17 protein-coding genes are annotated in these 17,778 nt (G+C 72.1%); 12 read left to right on the top strand and 5 right to left on the bottom strand.

Features of this window, described 5'->3' with window-relative positions:
- The first annotated feature begins 93 nt into the window (after positions 1 to 93).
- Positions 94 to 936 carry a helix-turn-helix transcriptional regulator gene (locus ACFYX3_RS10945; protein WP_389010926.1) on the top strand — a complete coding sequence of 281 codons (843 nt, stop codon included), beginning with the start codon at positions 94 to 96 and terminating at the stop codon, positions 934 to 936.
- 75 nt (positions 937 to 1,011) lie between these two features.
- Positions 1,012 to 1,632, top strand: coding sequence for a phosphoribosylanthranilate isomerase (locus ACFYX3_RS10940; protein ID WP_389010923.1), 621 nt, complete (start codon positions 1,012 to 1,014; stop codon positions 1,630 to 1,632).
- Positions 1,633 to 1,726: 94 nt separating this feature from the next.
- Here ACFYX3_RS10940 and ACFYX3_RS10935 read toward each other — a convergent pair whose 3' ends face one another.
- Both ACFYX3_RS10935 and ACFYX3_RS10930 read right to left on the bottom strand, forming a co-directional pair.
- On the bottom strand, positions 1,727 to 2,236 hold the full coding sequence (locus ACFYX3_RS10935) for a hypothetical protein (protein ID WP_389010920.1): 510 nt from the start codon (positions 2,234 to 2,236) through the stop codon (positions 1,727 to 1,729).
- A complete protein-coding gene (locus ACFYX3_RS10930) occupies positions 2,236 to 2,481 on the bottom strand; it encodes a helix-turn-helix transcriptional regulator (RefSeq protein ID WP_376583977.1) in 246 nt (81 codons plus the stop codon). The genes ACFYX3_RS10935 and ACFYX3_RS10930 overlap by 1 nt, the downstream gene beginning before the upstream one ends.
- Before the next feature lie 391 nt (positions 2,482 to 2,872).
- Between ACFYX3_RS10930 and ACFYX3_RS10925 the strand changes: the two genes are divergently transcribed.
- Positions 2,873 to 3,739: a D-alanyl-D-alanine carboxypeptidase family protein gene (locus ACFYX3_RS10925; protein WP_389011521.1), complete on the top strand. Its 867-nt coding sequence runs from the start codon at positions 2,873 to 2,875 to the stop codon at positions 3,737 to 3,739.
- Positions 3,740 to 3,990: 251 nt separating this feature from the next.
- Here ACFYX3_RS10925 and ACFYX3_RS10920 read toward each other — a convergent pair whose 3' ends face one another.
- Entirely contained in the window at positions 3,991 to 4,539 is a 549-nt protein-coding gene (locus ACFYX3_RS10920; protein WP_389010915.1) for a GNAT family N-acetyltransferase, read from the bottom strand.
- A gap of 144 nt (positions 4,540 to 4,683) precedes the next feature.
- On the opposite strand from ACFYX3_RS10920, the gene ACFYX3_RS10915 reads away from it, so the two are divergent.
- From ACFYX3_RS10915 to ACFYX3_RS10885, 7 genes are all read left to right on the top strand, one after another.
- Entirely contained in the window at positions 4,684 to 5,148 is a 465-nt protein-coding gene (locus ACFYX3_RS10915; protein WP_389010912.1) for a GNAT family N-acetyltransferase, read from the top strand.
- Positions 5,149 to 5,507: 359 nt separating this feature from the next.
- Positions 5,508 to 5,759 carry a hypothetical protein gene (locus ACFYX3_RS10910; protein WP_376586758.1) on the top strand — a complete coding sequence of 84 codons (252 nt, stop codon included), beginning with the start codon at positions 5,508 to 5,510 and terminating at the stop codon, positions 5,757 to 5,759.
- A 152-nt stretch (positions 5,760 to 5,911) separates the two neighbouring features.
- On the top strand, positions 5,912 to 6,718 hold the full coding sequence (locus tag ACFYX3_RS10905; protein ID WP_389010909.1) for an HlyD family efflux transporter periplasmic adaptor subunit: 807 nt from the start codon (positions 5,912 to 5,914) through the stop codon (positions 6,716 to 6,718).
- Positions 6,715 to 8,973, top strand: coding sequence for an NHLP family bacteriocin export ABC transporter peptidase/permease/ATPase subunit (locus ACFYX3_RS10900; RefSeq protein ID WP_389010906.1), 2,259 nt, complete (start codon positions 6,715 to 6,717; stop codon positions 8,971 to 8,973). Before ACFYX3_RS10905 ends, ACFYX3_RS10900 begins: the two co-directional genes overlap by 4 nt.
- Position 8,974: 1 nt before the next feature.
- Positions 8,975 to 11,899, top strand: a complete 2,925-nt coding sequence (locus ACFYX3_RS10895; RefSeq protein WP_389010903.1) for an NHLP bacteriocin export ABC transporter permease/ATPase subunit — start codon at positions 8,975 to 8,977, stop codon at positions 11,897 to 11,899.
- Positions 11,900 to 11,998: 99 nt separating this feature from the next.
- Positions 11,999 to 12,928, top strand: coding sequence for a class A beta-lactamase (gene bla, locus ACFYX3_RS10890; protein WP_389010900.1), 930 nt, complete (start codon positions 11,999 to 12,001; stop codon positions 12,926 to 12,928).
- A gap of 44 nt (positions 12,929 to 12,972) precedes the next feature.
- Entirely contained in the window at positions 12,973 to 13,383 is a 411-nt protein-coding gene (locus ACFYX3_RS10885; RefSeq protein WP_389010897.1) for an SRPBCC family protein, read from the top strand.
- 128 nt (positions 13,384 to 13,511) lie between these two features.
- Here the strand turns inward: ACFYX3_RS10885 and ACFYX3_RS10880 are convergent, their stop codons facing one another.
- Complete coding sequence (locus ACFYX3_RS10880) at positions 13,512 to 14,168, bottom strand: TetR/AcrR family transcriptional regulator (protein ID WP_389010894.1); 657 nt, start codon at positions 14,166 to 14,168, stop codon at positions 13,512 to 13,514.
- Between the two features lie 148 nt (positions 14,169 to 14,316).
- Between ACFYX3_RS10880 and ACFYX3_RS10875 the strand changes: the two genes are divergently transcribed.
- On the top strand, positions 14,317 to 15,327 hold the full coding sequence (locus ACFYX3_RS10875; RefSeq protein ID WP_389011518.1) for a hypothetical protein: 1,011 nt from the start codon (positions 14,317 to 14,319) through the stop codon (positions 15,325 to 15,327).
- Between the two features lie 164 nt (positions 15,328 to 15,491).
- Here ACFYX3_RS10875 and ACFYX3_RS10870 read toward each other — a convergent pair whose 3' ends face one another.
- Positions 15,492 to 16,175 carry a class I SAM-dependent methyltransferase gene (locus ACFYX3_RS10870; protein WP_389010891.1) on the bottom strand — a complete coding sequence of 228 codons (684 nt, stop codon included), beginning with the start codon at positions 16,173 to 16,175 and terminating at the stop codon, positions 15,492 to 15,494.
- A gap of 153 nt (positions 16,176 to 16,328) precedes the next feature.
- Here ACFYX3_RS10870 and ACFYX3_RS10865 point away from each other — a divergent pair, with 153 nt between their 5' ends.
- Positions 16,329 to 17,723: a rhodanese-like domain-containing protein gene (locus ACFYX3_RS10865; RefSeq protein WP_389010888.1), complete on the top strand. Its 1,395-nt coding sequence runs from the start codon at positions 16,329 to 16,331 to the stop codon at positions 17,721 to 17,723.
- Positions 17,724 to 17,778 lie beyond the last annotated feature (55 nt).

The following is a 17,778-nucleotide window of genomic DNA, read 5'->3' as shown; positions in this document are numbered from 1 at the left end:
GCCGGTGTTCAGGGACGCTTCTTCCGTCGGACCGCGCTTCCTGGTAACGGCAGGGCCACCTTCGCGGGAGCCGCCGCGGCCATACTGGGGGGCATGGACGATCTTGCGGGCTTCCTGCGGACCAGGCGTTCCCGTATCGACCCCGCCGCCGTCGGCATCCCGACCGACAGCCGCCGCCGGGTCGAGGGGCTGCGCCGCGAGGAGGTCGCGCACCTGTCGGGGGTCAGCGTCGACTACTACGTACGCCTGGAGCAGGGCCGCGCGACCCAGCCGTCGGCCCAGGTGCTCGACGCGCTCGCCCGTGTCCTGGGCCTCGACGAGACCGAGCGCGGGCACCTCCACCGGCTCGCCGGGCAGCGCCGCCGCCCGGTGAAGGCGCCGGCGGGGCGCCTGAGGCCCGAGGTGCTGCGCGTCCTGGACCTGGTGGGCGGCGCACCCGCGCTGATCATGAACCACCGCCTGGACATCCTCGCCGGCAACCGCCTCGCCAAGCTCCTCTACGGCCGGCCGATCCCCGGCCTGAACACCGCCCGGCACATCTTCCTGGAGGAGGCCGAGCGCGGTCTCTACGCGGACTGGGAGACGTGCACCCTCGACGTCGTCGGGCATCTGCGCCTGGCCGCCGGCAAGCACCCCGACGACCCGCGTCTCGCCTCCCTCGTCGGCGAGCTCGCCATGGGCAGCGAACGCTTCCGCCGCCTCTGGGCGCGTGCCGACGTGCGCGCCCGCACCCATGGGCGCAAGGCGTACCGGCATCCGCTCGTCGGCCTGCTCGAACTGCACCACGAGAACTTCGCGCTGCCGGACGAGTCCGGCATGGAGCTGTTGGTGCTGTCCGCGGCCCCCGGCAGCTCCGCCGAGGACGGGCTGCGCCTCCTGGCGGGCCTGGACACGGACGGCGCCGACGCGCGGACCGGGGGCGACGTCCAGGTCTGAGCCCTGCGGTTTCGGCTGGTGCGCGGAGGTTGAGTAGGCTCGGGGTGCCGCGCCGGGCCAGCAGAGGAGAGACACGTGTTCGTGAAGGTGTGCGGGCTCAAGACGCCCGCCGACATCGATGCGGCGGTCGCGGCCGGGGCGGATGCCGTCGGTCTGGTGATCAGCGGGACCAGCGTCCGCGGACTCGACCGGGACCACGCGGCACGGCTCGCCGCCCACGTGCCGGAGAGCGTCCTCTCCGTCCTGGTGGTCAACGACACCCCTGCCGCCGAAGCCGCCCGCATCGCGAGTGAGCTCGGCTTCGGGGCCCTCCAGCTGCACGGGAAGGCGTACGGCGAGGAGGACTTCGCGGCCGCCGTCGGGATCTTCCCGCGACTGTGGCGTGCCACGTCCTTGAGCGACCGGCCCGATACGCGGGTCGGCGCCTACGGCGAGGAGGTCCTCCTCCTCGACTCGCCGCGGGCGGGTTCCGGCGAGCCGTGGGACCTGTCCCTGCTGGAGACGGCCCGGCCCGACGGGACCTGGCTGCTCGCCGGCGGGCTCGCGCCGCACAACGTCGGCGAGGCGATCGGCCGTGCCCGCCCCTGGGGCGTCGACGTGTCCAGCGGCGTCGAGTCCGCCCCGGGCGTCAAGGACCACGATCTGATCCGTACGTTCGTCACGGCGGCGAAGTCGACCGCCCCGCACGGGGCCTGAGCTCCGCACGGGGCCTGAGCCCCGCAAGGGGCCTGAGCCCCGCAAGGGGCCTGAGCTCCACGCGGGCCTGAGCCCCGCCCCGGAGCGGCCGGTGTCAGTCCTCGTCGTCGCCCAGGTCGTCCTGGACCCGCAGCCCCGCCACCCACAGCGGCATCATCCAGTGCGCGGCGAGCACGCCGACGAGGACCGGGGCCACGGCGGACTGGAGGGGTGCGTCCGCCAGGACGCCGTAGGCCCCGACGCCGAACGCCGTGGCGACGAGCAGCCACAGGGTGATGCGGTGGGCCAGGGCGCGCACCCGGTCGCGTTCGACCAGCTGGCGCTCGTCGAGCATCCGGCCGCGCAGCTCCAGGAGTCCGCGCGTCGAGCCGTTGAGCAGGCCGGTGAGCAGCATCCAGGGGAGCAGTACCGCGGCGACCAAGGCCAACAACCCGTATCCGGACCCGAACACCGTGCCGATCCAGGCGCCCACTCCGGTGACGGTGAGGGCGATGTGCGCCCCCACGATCAGTCGTCGCCTGGGCACGGTGGCATAGGCCGCGGCCGCCCGGCGGTCGTTCATCACGGCGTACATCCGTCGGTCGTAGCGCGTCGTCGCGGTCATCACTGCTTCCTCCCGTAGACCTCGTCGGTGAGCGGCTGGAACGGCTCCAGGGAGAACAGCGCCTCCACCGGCAGTCCGAAGTACCGGGCCACTTTCAGGGCCAGGTCGAGGCTGGGGTTGTACTGGCCGCGTTCGATGTAGCCGATGGTCTGGTAGTGGACACCCACTGCCTCGGCGAGTGCCTGTCGCGACACTTTCCGCTCTGCCCTGACAACCGCCAGCCTGTTGTGCACCTGCTCGCTCATGTATAAGAAGTACTACATTCGAGCACAGGAGCACAACATCACGGCGGGCCGTCGACGGCTTGACCACTCGCCTGGCGCGCACCGCACGCAGCCACCGCTTCGACTCTCGTCGCGGCGACTTTTCGGACTTTCCCTGCCTATGCAGCCCTGAGCGCTGATTAGCGACCGACCCCGAGTCAAACGAAGAAGAGCATCGGAGTGCTCGACTCCGACGGCGACCTGCGCATCGCCGATCTCAGCGGCCTTCCCGGACGGTCCCGGAGGCGTGTCGGGGAGCGCGAGAAAGATCACGGCCTCTTCAGTGCATCCTTGGAGCCCTTTCGTACGTCTCCCACGGGAAGACGTCCATCTCTACCAAGGACAGAAGACTTTGCTGACTCCGACACTCGGCCTGCGCAGCGCCGTGACCGTCTCGCTGACGGCCTCGGCCGTGCTGGCCGGCGGCTTCTTCGCCGGCCAGGCGCAAGCCGCCACGCCCGCCCCGTCGATCACCGCACCGGGCGGGTTCGTCATGAACAACGGGACGGGTACGACCCTGTACGGGAAGGCCGCGGACACCCGCCGGTCGACCGGGTCCACCACGAAGATCATGACCGCGAAGGTCGTGCTCTCCCAGCCGAACCTCAACCTCGACGCCAAGGTCACGATCCAGAAGGCCTACAGCGACTACATCGTCGCCAAGAACGCCTCCTCCGCCCGGCTCATCGTCGGGGACAAGGTGACCGTCCGCCAGCTCCTCTACGGCCTCATGCTGCCCTCGGGCTGCGACGCCGCGTACGCGCTGGCCGACAAGTTCGGCACCGGCACCACGCGGGACGCCCGGGTCAAGTCGTTCATCGGGAAGATGAACGACGAGGCGCGGCGGCTCGGCCTGCGCAACACCCACTTCGACTCGTTCGACGGAATAGGGAGTGGGCAGAACTACTCGACCCCGCGTGATCTGACGAAGATCGCCAGCAGCGCGATGAAGAACTCCACGTTCCGCACCGTCGTCAAGACGAAGTCCACGCAGCAGAAGGTGACCACCAAGAGCGGTGGTTACCGGTACATGTCGTGGACCAACACGAACAAGCTCCTGAGCACGTACAGCGGCGCGATCGGCGTGAAGACCGGTTCGGGTCCGCAGGCCAAGTACTGCCTCGTCTTCGCCGCCACCCGTGGCACGAAGACGGTCATCGGCACGGTGCTCGCCTCGCCGTCCGAGGCGAACAGGGCGGCCGACGTCAAGAAGCTCCTGGACTACGGCTTCGCGAGGTAACCATCCCGGTACGCCCCCGGCCGTCTCCCGTCTCCGGCGGGAGACGGCCGGGGGCTTCCGCGTTCCCGGAGGTGAACGGCTGCGGCGGGCGGGGGCGTTGGGACGGACTTCGGACCGGGGCGTCGTGCCGGACGCCTGCGGACGAGGGGATCTCGCCGAGCGAGGCGCTCAGGGAGCCGGCCGCGACAGCCTCGCGATCACGCGGCGCGGCATGCCGGACGACGACCCGCCGTCGGACCGACCGCCCAGGATCAGCCCGCCGGCGTCCCCGCCGACCACACCCCGAACCACTGCTCCGCGCCGTACTCCTCGAACCGCTCCACCTCGGTGAAGCCAAGCTTCGCCGCGAGGCGCATGGCGCGGGTGTTGGCGGTCCGGGTGGAGAGGACCACCGGCTCGCCGGGGTGTGCGTCGGCGAACCAGGTGAGTGCCGCCGCGCACGCCTCGGCGGCGTACCCGCGCCCCCAGGCCTCCGGCAGGAACATGTAGCCGAGCTCGGCCTCTTCGGCTTCCGGACGGACGTGCCCCCGGCGGTCCGCGCCGCGCCGGTCCAGCGTGACCATGCCGATCATCGCTCCGTCGAGTTCGATCACGAAGAGGCGGGGGCGCCGCCCGGGCACCTCGGGCATCGCGCGGTCGACTTCGTCGCCGGGACGGTGGCCGCCGACGTAGGTGCCCACCTCCGGCGACGAGAAGAGTGCGACGAACGCCGCGCGGTCCCGGGCCTCGGACTCTCGGAGCACGAGCCGTTCGGTCTTCATCGGGGCGGGTGGCCAAGCGGCCGGGCCGAGTTGAGTCATGGTCGGGAACCTATCGCACGCCCGTGCGAGTGCCCTCCGGGAGAAGCCCGCCGTGGCGGCGCCCGGACCGAACTCCGCAGGTCATCCCCTGCGTGATCCACTTGGTCCGCACCGCAGGGAGCGGTGCGTGAGGAGCGTGAAGACATGTCCGACACCGCCGCCGTCTCGATCCGTCCGGTCCGGGAGGGCGACTTCGACCAGTGGTGTGCCCTCTACCGGGGCTACGCCGACTTCTACCGGGTGGAGCAGACCGAGGAGGCCGCGCGGCTCGTCTGGTCCTGGATCCACGACCCGGGCCACGAGGTCGAGGGGCTCGTGGCCGAGGCCGCCGACGGACGGCTCGTCGGGCTCGCGCACTTCCGGCCCTTCGCCCGCCCGCTGTCCGCGACCGTCGGCGGCTGGCTCGACGACCTCTTCGTGGATCCGGCCGAACGCGGCTCCGGCGTGGCGGACCTGCTGCTCGGTGCCCTGCGCGGGATCGGGGCCGAGCGCGGCTGGAGCGTCGTCCGCTGGATCACCGCCGACGACAACCACCGCGCCCGGTCCAAGTACGACCAGGTGGCCACGCGCACGATGTGGGTCACGTACGACATGGCTCCCGAGGCCTGAGTCCGGCCGGAGCGTCCCGGGGAGGGGCGCCGCGCCTGCCGGAAACCTGCACAACGTGTGCGTGTCGGGGAGCGGCGCCTTCACCGTTCCCCGACAGCCAGGGGCACCGGGCCGCCCGGACGGAACCCTTCTGTCCGTTTAAGTTCCTCGCGCGAGGCGGGGGTGCCGAATCTGTTACTCGGTTCCGAGGAGAAGGTGTCGCCATTCGGTGAATGTGGGTGCACGGCCGCTTCCCGCAGTGCAGAAACACCCGCGCGGAAACGCCGACCGAATTTCTCCGGCCAACCGTTCACGTGATTTGATCAATCCCGCTGCGGCCGCAGAAGACGGATTCCCCCCATGAACGAAGGGTGCGCATCATGCGTCACGACCTTGAGACCGTTGAGATCTCCGACGCCGACCTCGACGCCGTCTCCGGCGGCCTCGTCACCATCTCCGGCGGTCTTGCCGGCGCTGTGACCAGCGACGTCACCAACCTCCTCGGCACCGTCGGCTCCCTGCAGACGGTCCAGGGCGTCGAGGGCCTCGTCGCCGGCGTCCCGGGCCTGGCCTCCGGCATCACCGGCGTCTCGGTGAACACCGCGGGCGTCACCGGTATCGCCGGTATCTGATTCGGCAACCGGATCGGTATCTGATTCGGTATCCGGCAGAACACTGTCCGTGAACCCCGGAACCTCTCCGGTTCCGGGGTTCACGGACGCCCGAAAAAGGCCCCGACGGCCCGACAGTGACAATCGAGAGAATGCAGCCGAAGGAATAGTCCGTGCAGTTCCGCCGCAATGCGCTTTCCAAGCTGCAATCGCCCGAAGAACTCGACGTCCCCGTGCGTTTCGCGCGCCCCCAGGGCCGTCTCGTGCTCGCCGTCACCGTCGTCGTCATGGCCGCCGCGGGCTTCTGGGCCCTCACCGGCACGGTGACGTCCAAGGTGAACGCGCCCGGCCTCCTCACCCACGCCGAGGGCACCTACCTGCTGCAGAGCCCGGTCGCCGGGCAGGTCACCGAGGTCCTCGTCGAGGAGGGGCGGCCCGTCGCCCCCGGCACGCCGCTGCTGACCGTCCGCACGGAACAGGGCGACCGGCCCGTCCGTGCCGTGGCCGGCGGTCGCGTCACCACGCTGTACGCCAGGCTGGGTTCGGTCGTCACCACCGGCGCCGATGTGGCGACCGTCGAGCGCGTGACCGACCGGGACGCCCCGTTGAGGGCCGTCCTGTACCTGCCGGGGGACACCGCCGCCGCGCTCCGCGTGGGCGCCCCCGTCGACCTGGGCGTCCAGTCCGTCCCGCGCGACCGGTACGGCGTGCTCCGCGGCCGTGTCGCCGCCGTCGGCCGCACCCCGCAGACGCAGGCGCAACTCGGTGCCTTCCTCGGCGACGCCGGGCTCGCCGCGCGGTTCTCCCGCGCGGGCGATCCGGTCGCCGTCCTGGTGGCCCTGGACCGCTCCCCCGCCACCGCCTCCGGATACGCCTGGTCGTCCTCGGACGGGCCGCCGCACGCCCCCGAGTCCGGCACGCCCGTCACCGGCGCCGTCCACCTGTCCGCGCAGCGCCCCGTCGACTGGCTGCTGCCGTGAGCGCGGCACGGGCGGCCGCCCCGTCCCGGGCCAGGTCCACGGACCGCCGGCTCCCACCGGCGGGCCGTTCCCGGCGCCGTACACCCGCCGCCAAGGGCCGACGGCCCCGTACCGTCCGTACCCCCACCGTGCTCCAGATGGAGGCGGTCGAGTGCGGCGCCGCCGCGCTCGCGATGGTCCTCGGACACCACGGCCGGTTCGTCCCGCTGGAAGAGCTCCGGATCGCCTGCGGCGTCTCCCGTGACGGGTCCCGGGCCGGCAACCTCCTGAAGGCGGCGCGCGGTTACGGCCTCCAGGCCAAGGGCATGCAGATGGACCTGGCCGCGCTCGCCGAGGTGACCGCTCCGGCCGTGCTCTTCTGGGAGTTCAACCACTACGTCGTGTACGAGGGCACGGGGCGCCGCCTCGGCCGGCCAGGGGTGTACGTCAACGACCCCGGCAGCGGGCGCCGTTTCGTCCCCATGGACCAGTTCGACACCAGCTTCACCGGCATCGTGCTGACCTTCGAACCGGGCGCCGGCTTCCGTCGCGGCGGCACCCGGCCCGGTGTCCTCGCCGCCCTGCCCGCCCGGCTGCGCGGTACTTCGGGCACGATGGCCGCAGCGGTCGTCGCGAGCCTCCTCCTGGTGGCCGTCGGCGCGTGGGTGCCCGCCCTGAGCCGTACGTACATCGACATGTTCCTGATCGGGAACCAGACGTCCCTGCTCGGTGTGGTCTTCGCGGCGATGGCGACCGCCCTCGTCCTCACCGCGACCCTCACCGCCCTCCAGCAGGCCAATCTGCTGCGCGGGCGGATCATCGCCTCCACCCTGGGCAGCGCCCGTTTCCTGCGGCATCTGCTCCGGCTCCCGCTCGCCTTCTACGCCCAGCGGAACCCGGCCGACCTCGTCCAACGCCTGCAGACGAACGACGCCGTCGCCGAGACCCTCGCCCGCGACCTGGCCGCGGCGGCCGTCGACGCCGTCGTCGTCCTGCTCTACGCCGTGCTGCTCTGGACGTACGACCCCCAACTCACCGTCGTCGGCGTGCTGATCGCCCTGCTCAACGTCGTCGCCCTCCGGATCGTCGTCCACCTGCGGGCCACCGGCACGCAGAAGCTGCGCGCCGAGAGCGCCCGGCTCACCAACACCGCGTACAGCGGACTCCAGCTCATCGAGACGATGAAGGCGACCGGCGGCGAGGACGGCTTCTTCCGGCGCTGGGCAGGACAGCACGCCACCACCCTCGACGTTCAGCAGCGGCTCGGCGTGCCCAGCGCCTGGCTCGCTGTCGTCGCACCCACCCTCGCCGCGCTCAACAGCGCGCTCATCCTCATGATCGGCGGCATGCGGGCGGTGGAGGGGCATCTCACCGTCGGCCTGCTCGTCGCCTTCCAGGCCCTCGTGACCGGCTTCACCGCGCCGATCACCCGGCTCAACGGCGTGGCGGGCCGCGTCCAGGACTTCGCCGCCGACATCGCCCGCCTCCGCGACGTCGAGAACTTCCCCGTCGACCCGGTCCACACCCGGCGCGCCCCGGGCGCCGCCACCCGCCGCCTCACCGGCCACGTCGAACTGGAGGGCGTCACCTTCGGTTACAGCCCTCTCGACGCCCCGCTGCTCAAGGACTTCCGGCTCACCGTCGGACCCGGGCAGCAGGTCGCCCTGGTCGGCGGCTCCGGCAGCGGCAAGTCCACCGTGTCACGGCTGATGTCCGGGCTCTACACGCCGTGGGAGGGCGCGATCCGCATCGACGGGATGCGCCTGGAGGACATCCCGCGCAGTGCCCTCGCCGCCTCCGTCTCCTTCGTCGACCAGGACGTCTTCCTCTTCGAGGGCACGGTCCGAGACAACGTGGCGCTCTGGGACCCGTCCGTCCCCGACGAGGCCGTCGTCGCCGCCCTCCAGGACGCCGCCGTGTACGACGAGGTGGCCCGCCGCCCCGGCGGGATCCGCTCCCGCGTCGAGCAGGACGGCCGCAACTTCTCCGGCGGCCAGCGGCAGCGCCTGGAGATCGCCCGCGCGCTGGTGCGCCGCCCGAGCGTCCTGATCCTCGACGAGGTGACCAGCGCGCTCGACGCGGCGACCGAGCAGATCGTCATCGACAACCTGCGGCGTCGCGGCTGCGCCTGCGTGGTCATCGCCCACCGGCTGAGCACCGTGCGCGACAGCGACGAGATCGTCGTGCTCGACCGGGGCACGGTCGTGGAACGCGGGCGCCATGAAGAACTCCTCGCCGCGCGGGGCACGTACGCCGGTCTGGTCAAGGAGCACTGAGGTGAACGTCCCCCATCCGCCCATCGGCGGGCACGACGGCCTCGCCCCGGACCCGGTCGTCGCCGCCCTCGGAGCCCTCGGCACCGCGGTCGACTGCGCCGGCCTGCGCAGCTTCGCCCTGGAAGGCCCGCACGTCCTCTGGCTCGTCGTCGGGGGTGCGCTCGACCTGTTCGCCGTCGACGCGGCGCGGCTCGGCCCCTGGCACTTCCTGGGCCGCCTCGAACCGGGCGCGCTGCTGCTCGGCCCGGTCGACGGGCCCACGCGCACCCTGATCGGCCGTCCCGCACAGGGCTGCCGGCTGCGCCGCGTCGAGCTGAGCGAACTGCCTTACGCGGTCGGCCAGTCGTACGGGGAGCAGGGATTCGGCGGCCAGTGGTACGAGGATCAGAGCGGGTACGGCATGGGGACCGAGGTCCCGCTCAGCCCCCTGGAGCACGCCTTCAGCCTCGGCATCGGCCGCGGGCTGCGCGTCCTGTACCAGGCGGTCCTGGACGGCAGCCCCGGCGACGCCCCCGGCGCGGCCGACGACGACGTCCTCTGGATGCGGATCACTCCCGGCAGCATCGCGTACGGAGCCGCCTACGCGACGGGTCACCAGGGCCACGCGGCGTACGACGGCTACGGAACGTACGACAGTGGCCATGGCGCCGGGACCCTTCTCGTCGACCCCGCGACCTGGCAGGGCATGGTCGACCAGCAGTACCGGCTGCTGTACGCCCTGGACGACCGGATCGAGCAGCTCGAACGCGACCACGAGGACCGCGCGGCCGCCGGGATCGAGGCCGGGCACGCCGCCCGTACGCGCGCCGACCACACGCTGCTCGCCTCCATCGGCCGCTCCGGCGGCGTCCCCCGGGACCGTGCCGACGACACGACCTACGCCGTGTGCCGGGCCGTCGCCCGCGACGCGCGCATCACCCTCGCCGAGCCCGGCGGCATGGCCGCGGACCCCGGACACCCCGACCCCGTCGAACGCATCGCGCTCGCCTCCCGGATCCGCACCCGGGGCGTCCGGCTCGGCGACCGGTGGTGGCGCGAGGACAGCGGGCCCCTGGTGGGCCACCGCGCGGAGGACGGGACGCCCGTCGCGCTGCTGTGGCGACGTGGCCGGTACACGGCCTTCGACCCCGCCACCGGTGAGCGGGAGCGCGTCGACCGGACCGGCGCCGCCGCGTTCGCGCCGCGCGCCGTCATGTTCTACCGGCCGCTGCCCGACCGCCCCCTGGGCCTGCTGCGGCTGCTCCGGTTCAGCGCCCGGGGCACGCGGGCGGAGCTCCGCGACCTGCTCCTCGGAGGGCTGGTCGCGGTCGCCCTCGGCGCGCTCGTCCCCGTCGCCACCGGCAAGGTGCTCGGCGCGTACGTACCCGCGGCCGAGACCGGGCTCATCGTCCAGGCCGGCTCCGCGATCATCGCGACCAGCATCGTGTCGGCCGCCTTCATGCTGCTGCAGAACACCGCGATCCTCCGCATGGAGGGCCGCATCGAGGCCACTCTCCAGCCGGCCGTCTGGGACCGGCTGCTTCGCCTGCCGACGACGTTCTTCGCCGGGCGGTCCACCGGTGAACTGGCCAGTGCGGCCATGGGCATCAGCGCCATCCGCCGGGTGCTGTCCGGCATCGGCCCGGTGGTCGTCCAGGCGGGCACCGTCGGCACGGTGAACCTGGTGCTGCTCCTCGTCTACAGCGTGCCCCTGGCCCTGGTCGCGCTCGCCCTGCTGCTCGCCACCGCCGTGGTCTTCCTGGGCCTGGGCCTCTGGCAGCTGCGGTACCAGCGACAGCTGATACGGCTCGGCAACAAGCTCGACAACCAGGCCTTCCAGACCCTGCGCGGTCTGCCCAAGCTACGCGTCGCGGCGGCCGAGAGCTTCGCGTACGCCGCGTGGGCGGGGCAGTTCGCGCGGACCCGGGGGCTGCACCGGCGCATCGGGAGGATCAAGAACGTCCTCGCGGTCCTCGGCGCGGTCTGTCTGCCGCTGTGCACCCTCGTGATGTTCGCGCTCCTGGCCGGCCCGGCCCGGGGCACCCTGTCCGCGAGTGAGTTCCTCACCTTCAGCACCGGCGTCACGATGATGCTGTCCTCGGTGACGCAGCTGACCGGCGCGCTCCTCTCGGCGGCCGCCGTACAGCCCATGTTCGAACAGATCAGGCCGGTGTTCCGGGAGACGCCCGAGGTACGCGCCTCCAGCGCCCCGCCGGGTGAGCTGACCGGGGCGATCGAGGCCGAGGATCTGTCCTACCGCTACACCGAGGACGGCCCGCTCGTCCTCGACGGGGTCAGGCTCCGGGTGCGTCCGGGCGAGTTCGTCGCGATCGTCGGGGCCAGCGGGTGTGGCAAGTCCACGCTCCTGCGGCTGCTCATCGGCTTCGACCGGCCGTCCTCCGGCACCGTGCGGTACGACGGTCAGGACCTCGCGGCCCTCGACCAGGCGGCGGTGCGCCGCCAGTGCGGTGTCGTCCTCCAGAACGCCCAGCCGTTCTCCGGTTCCGTCCTCGACTGCATCCGGGGCGCCGGATCGTATCCGCTGGAGGACGCGTGGGCCGCAGCCGCGATGGCAGGCCTGGCGGAGGACATCAAGGCGATGCCCATGGGCATGCACACGATGCTGTCGGACGGCGGAGGCAGCGTCTCGGGCGGCCAGCGCCAGCGGCTGATGATCGCTCAGGCGCTCATCCGCAGGCCTCGTGTCCTCTTCTTCGACGAGGCGACGAGCGCTCTCGACAACGAGGCGCAGCGGACGGTGATCGAGTCGACCCGCGCGCTGAACGCGACCCGTGTCGTGATCGCCCACCGTCTGTCCACCATCATGGACGCGGACCGGGTGATCGCCCTGGCGGACGGCCGCGTCGTCCAGGAGGGCACGCCTGCCGAGCTTCTCGCGGACACGAGCGGGCTCTTCCATGAGCTGGTCCGGCGCCAACTGGGCTGACACGTCTGTTCCCTGTGCCGTGCCGGCCCGCGTGGCTGAGGCTGCCGGGGCGTCGGGCGGTGTACACGTACGACAGTGGTCACTGCGGAAGGGAACACCGTGCACGCCGACGTACCCGACCTGTCCCGCCGTTCCGCGCTGGCCCTGGGTGCCGGTACGGCGCTCACGGCCGCGCTCGCCGTGGGCGGCGGCACCGCCCAGGCCTCGTCGCAGGGGACGGGCGGAGTCGTGGCGGGGCTGCGACGGCTTGAGCGCGAACACAGCGCACGGCTCGGCGTGTTCGCGCGCGACATGCGCTCGGGCAGGACCGTGGCGTACCGGGCGAACGAGTGCTTCCCCATGGCCTCGGTGTTCAAGATGCTCGCCGTCGCGGCCGTGCTGCGTGACGTCGACCACGACGGGGAGTTCCTCGCCCGGCGCGTCCGCTACTCGACGGCGTACGTCGCGAGGTCGGGCTACTCGCCGATCACCGGGCGCGCCGAGAACGTCACGGGCGGCATGACCGTCTCCGCCCTCTGCGACGCCGCGCTCCGCTTCAGCGACAACACCGCCGCCAACCTGCTCCTCGGGGAGCTCGGCGGCCCCACCGGCGTCACCCGCTTCTGCCGCTCGATCGGAGACCGTGTCACGCGGCTCGACCGGTGGGAGCCCGAGCTCAACTCGGCGGAGCCCTGGCGGGTCACCGACACCACCACTCCGTACGCCATCGGCGTCGGCTGCGCGCGTCTCGTGCTCGGTGACGCGCTGGAGCGCCACGACCGGGAACGGCTCACCGGCTGGCTGCTCCGCAACACGACCAGCGCCGAGCGGTTCCGGCGCGGACTGCCCGCCGGCTGGCTCCTCGCCGACAAGACCGGATCGGGGCGCCACGGCGGCGCCAACGACGTGGGCGTGGCCTGGCGGCCGGACGGCACGCCGATCGTCCTCGCGGTCCTCACCACCAAGGCCGAGGAGGACGCCCCCGCCGACGATCCGCTGGTGGCCGGGACGACTGCCCTGCTGGCCGGGGAACTCGGCACCGATGTCTGATTCGTTCAAGCGGAAGGCCACGCCCGGCCACTAGCGTCGACACCATGAACGTCACCGACAAGGAATCACGCCACGTCAGCATCTCCATCGACCGCTCCGTCGCCGACGTCTACGCCTACGCGTCGGATCCGGTGAACCTTCCCGCCTGGGCCCATGGCCTGGGGAAATCCATCGAGAAGGTCGGCGACGAATGGGTCGCGGACTCCTCCCCGCTGGGGCGTGTCACGGTCAGGTTCGTGCCGCGCAACGACCTGGGCGTGCTCGACCACGACGTCACGCTCCCCTCCGGACAGACCTTCTACAACCCGGTCCGGGTGATCGCCGACGAGACGGGGAGCGAGGTGGTGTTCACCCTCCGCCGCCGGCCGGAGATGAGCGACGCCGAGTTCGAGCGTGACGCCGACACGGTCGCCGCCGACCTGACCCGGCTCAAGGGGCTGCTGGAGTCCGCCTAGTACTCCGGCCATGGCTCACGACCCGGCGTGGCGTCATCTCCGGTGGATCGGCCACCGAGGACGGTGGCCGATCCAGCGGCGTGTTCCGGATCTGCTGTCCGTCCAGCGGACGCACCGGTCGGGTCGGTTCACGGCTGGGTGTGCTGCTGGGCGGCGTCGAACGCGGGCGCGAGCGGGGCCAGCGCCGTGCGGAGCTGGTCGGGCAACGAGCCGGAGGGCACGACCAGTCCTCCGGCGGCGAGACCGTCGGCGGCCTCCGCGTTCCCCGCCGGCCGGAGCCAGCCCTCCAACGCGATGCGCACCGCCGCGGCCACGCTCGCCGCGAGAACTCGGGCTGTGTGCGCTCCGGCGTCACCCACGCGTTCGGCGATCACCGCCGTGAGGGGAAGCTCGATACCGGCGGCGGTATCGAGGAACGCGTCACGCAGTGCCGTCTGGGTGGTGATCAGCAGCAGCGCCTTGTGTTCACGCTCGCCGGTGTTCGTGTACTGCTCGACCACCGCTTCGGTGACGGCGTCCGCCAGGCGCACTCCTGCGGGCCGGGCCGCGACCGCCGCCGCGATGCGCGCCTCCCGGTCCTCGGTGACAGCGGAGACGATCGCCTGCTCGCGGCTGGCGAAGTAGTTGTTGTAGGTGCGCGGCGAGACCCCGGCCGCCGCAGCGATGTCCTCGACCCGCACCTGGTCGGGTCCGCGCTCCACGGCCAGACGCAGGGCCGCCTCGCGTAGCGCCTCGCGCGTGGCCTGCTTCTTCCGCTCCCGCAGCCCTGATGGTGGTGTCGTCACGGTGTCAGCGTTCCACACAGGGCTGCGTACGCACAAAGTTGCGGTAGCGCAAAATTACTTTCACGCAAACTTGCGTGCACGCACTTTTCCTGTCAGCCTCGACCCGGCCGAGACCGACAGAGAGGACATCGCCATGCGAGCAAGAGGAATGACCTACGACACCGGATTCGTCGTGCACGGCCGGCTGTCCCGCGAGCTCTTCGACCCCGCGGTGGTCCGGCGCGAGCTCGCCATCATCCGCGACGACCTGCACTGCAACGCGGTCCAGATCATCGGCGGCGACCCGGACCGACTGGAACTGGCCGCCGGCGCCGCCGCCGAGCTCGGCATGGAGGTCTGGTTCTCGCCCTATCCGCTGGAACTGGACCCGGAGCAGATCCTCACGCTCTTCCGCGACTGCGCCGAGCGCGCGGAACGACTCCGGCAGCAGGGGGCCACAGTCGTGTTCGTCGCAGGGGTCGAGCTGAGCGTGATGAACCGCGGGTTCCTGCCCGGCGAGAGCCCCGAGGAGCGGGTCGAGCAGCTGATGAGCCCACCCGAGCGGCGGGGCGAAGCGATGCGCGAGCTCGGCGTGCGCATCAACGCATTCCTCCGCGAGGCCGCGGCCACGGTCCGCGAGCACTTCCAGGGCAGGCTCACCTACGCGTCCATCCAGTTCGAGCAGGTCGACTGGACCCCCTTCGACATCGTGACGTTCGAGCTGATCCGCTCCGCCGAGGTCGCCGACCGGTTCCGGGACGCGGTGCGCACCCTGGCCCGAGGCCCGAAGCCGCTCGCCATCACCGGGTTCGGCACCGCGGCCTACCGCGGCGCGGGAGACCGCGGCGGGCGGGTGCTGGAAGTGGTCGAGTACGACCCGGAGACCAAGGCTCCCGTACGACTGGACGGCACGTACGAGCGCGACGAGGCCGGCCAGGCCGCATATCTGAGCGAACTGCTGGAGATCTTCGAGACCGAGGGCGTGGACAGCGCGTTCGTGTTCTTGTTCGCCCTGCCCGGCTATCCGCACCGCCCGGACGGCGACCCCAGGAACGACTTGGACCGGGCCGGCCTGGGCATCGTCAAACTCCTCGAAGGCCGCCGGGGACAGACCTACCCCGACATGGAATGGGAACCCAAGGCCGCCTTCGCGGCAGTGGCGCAGCGGTACCGGAGCTGACAGGCCCCGCGCACGGTGACCACGGCCCGGGATCCGCACTGCGCCTCGGTGCAGCCCGCCGACACCACTACCGGGCCCGACTCACCCTCGATGAATGACACTGCGTCAGGTCGCGGTCCACGACCGGGGCACCGGGGCCCCGGCCGGGAAACAGGCTTCGGCCTTCAGCGCAGTCGGCGGGCGCGGAGCACCACGTCGTGGGTGTGGTGCGCACCGGCTCCGCCCTCGGGGATCACGCGGGCTCGTTCCTCGTCGACCTCCACCGTCCAGCCGTCGTCGAGCAGGGCCGCGACCATCGAGGGCCAGACGTAGTCGGCCGGGTCGAAGTCACCCTCGTCCGCCTGCCGGGTCTCCATCCCCGCGTGGTGGACGAGCAGCAGTACGCCGCCGGGCGCGACGGCCGAGATCAGCGCACGTTCGGCGGCGGCGTCGGGGGTGCGCAGCAGCGCCGGGTACTGGGCGGAGACCAGGTCGAAGGAGGCCGGCGGGAGCGCCGCCTCCGCCAGGCCGGCGTGGACCCAGCGGACGGTGACGCCGGCGTCCCGGGCATGCCCGGTCGCCCGTTCAAGGGCCACCCCCGACACTTCGAGCGCGGTCACGTCCCAGCCGCCGCGGGCGAGCCAGACGGCGTCCGCGCCCTCGCCACAGCCGACGTCGAGCACCCGGCCGGGTGCGAGTCCGGCGGTCTCGGCCACCAGGGCGCCGTTCGGCCGGCCGCTCCACAGCTGCTCGCGGTCGGCGTACACGTCGTCCCACTTCGCCCGCACCGCGGGGTCTCCGACGTATCCGTCGGCGGGCGGGGGCGTACGGATGGAGGCGGGCGTTCCCGCCGCGATGTCGTCAGTCACGCAGGCACCGTCGCCCACCGCACCCCGGTCACGCCATCGCTGTTGCCGGTCCGGCAAAAAATCCCGGATACCCAGGGGGGTATTTGACTTCGCTGCGGGAGCCCCCTTACGGTCGAGTGCATAAATACCCATGGGGGTATCGAAGGGATGGCCGTGTTCTTCACCCAGTACTACCTGGACTGCCTCTCCCAGGCGTCCTACATGATCGCCGACGAGCGCACCGGCCAGGCTGTGGTCGTCGACCCCCGCCGGGACGTCTCCGAGTACCTCGCCGATGCGGCCGCGCACGGCTTCGACGTCGTCGGCGTGATCAACACCCACTTCCACGCCGACTTCGTCGCCGGCCACCTCGAGATGGCGGACGAGACGGGCGCCTGGATCGGTTACGGTCGGCGCGCCGAGACCGAGTACCCGATCCGCAAGCTCGCCGAGGGCGAGCGGATCTCCCTCGGCGACGTCACGCTGGAGATCCTGGAGACGCCCGGGCACACCCCGGAGTCGATCAGCGTCCTCGTGTACGAGCAGGCCGAGGACGAGGTGCCGTACGGCGTCCTGACCGGCGACGCGCTGTTCATCGGCGACGTCGGCCGCCCGGACCTGCTCGCCTCGGTGGGCGTGACCGCCGAGGAGCTCGGCGCGATGCTCCACGACAGCGTGCAGAACAAGCTGATGGGGCTGCCGGACGAGGTGCGGGTCTTCCCCGCGCACGGCGCCGGATCGGCCTGCGGCAAGAACCTGTCGACGGAGAAGCAGTCGACGATCGGCGAGCAGCGGGCGACCAACTACGCCTGCGCCCCGATGGGCCGCGAGGAGTTCGTCGCACTCGTGACCGCCGGCCAGTCGGCCGCGCCCGGCTATTTCGCGTACGACGCCGAGCTGAACCGCAAGGACCGGGCCCGCTACGACGCGTCCGCCCCTCGCCCGCTGGCGCTCGCCGAGTTCAGCGAGCTGCGGGCCGGCGGTGCGCTCGTGGTGGACGCGCGCGACCCGCAGGAGTTCGCGGGCGGGCATCTGCGCGGCGCGGTGAACGTGCCCGCCGACGGCCGCTTCGCCGAGCAGGCCGGCACCGTGCTCCACCCGGCCGCCGAGCTGGTCGTCATGGCCCCGCAGAACCGGGAGGAGGAGGTCGTCACCCGCCTCGCCCGGATCGGCTTCGACCGGGTCGTCGGTTACCTGCGCAACCCCGAGGACGCCCTGGAGGCGCTGGCCGGCGAGGTCACCCCCGCGAGCCGGGTCACCGCCGCGCATCTCCGTACGGCCCTCACGGGCGAGCAGCCGCCGGTCGTCGTGGACGTGCGCACCTGCGGCGAGCGCGCGGCGAACGGCTTCATCGATTCCGCGCTCCACATCCCGCTCAGCGAACTCCCCCACCGCGCGTCCGAGTTGCCCGCCGACCGGCCTCTCGTCCTGCACTGCGCCGGCGGCCACCGCTCCTCCATCGCCGCGAGCCTGCTGCGGCAGCGCGGCTTCCGGGACGTCTCCGACATCCTCGGCGGATACGCCGCCTGGGCCCTGACGGAGCCGGCGGCCGAGCCCGCCGACGCCTGACCCTCACCCCCCGCTTCTCCCCACTCCCCCCGGGGTCTCGTCGCCCGCCGGGGCC

It is taken from the genome of Streptomyces sp. NPDC002463 (genome assembly GCF_042889835.1).
Lineage (GTDB): Bacteria > Actinomycetota > Actinomycetes > Streptomycetales > Streptomycetaceae > Streptomyces > Streptomyces nymphaeiformis.
The sequence above is the reverse complement of the archived record's forward strand: the minus strand, read 5'-3'. Positions and strand labels throughout refer to the sequence as shown.

Excerpts from the sequence above, each read along its gene's own strand:
- ACFYX3_RS10945 (WP_389010926.1), top strand. The coding sequence starts at position 94 with ATGGACGATCTTGCGGGCTTCCTGCGGACCAGGCGTTCCCGTATCGAC.
- ACFYX3_RS10935 (WP_389010920.1), bottom strand. The coding sequence starts at position 2,236 with ATGACCGCGACGACGCGCTACGACCGACGGATGTACGCCGTGATGAAC.
- ACFYX3_RS10930 (WP_376583977.1), bottom strand. The coding sequence starts at position 2,481 with ATGAGCGAGCAGGTGCACAACAGGCTGGCGGTTGTCAGGGCAGAGCGG.
- ACFYX3_RS10920 (WP_389010915.1), bottom strand. The coding sequence starts at position 4,539 with ATGACTCAACTCGGCCCGGCCGCTTGGCCACCCGCCCCGATGAAGACC.
- ACFYX3_RS10915 (WP_389010912.1), top strand. The coding sequence starts at position 4,684 with ATGTCCGACACCGCCGCCGTCTCGATCCGTCCGGTCCGGGAGGGCGAC.
- ACFYX3_RS10910 (WP_376586758.1), top strand. The coding sequence starts at position 5,508 with ATGCGTCACGACCTTGAGACCGTTGAGATCTCCGACGCCGACCTCGAC.
- ACFYX3_RS10885 (WP_389010897.1), top strand. The coding sequence starts at position 12,973 with ATGAACGTCACCGACAAGGAATCACGCCACGTCAGCATCTCCATCGAC.
- ACFYX3_RS10875 (WP_389011518.1), top strand. The coding sequence starts at position 14,317 with ATGACCTACGACACCGGATTCGTCGTGCACGGCCGGCTGTCCCGCGAG.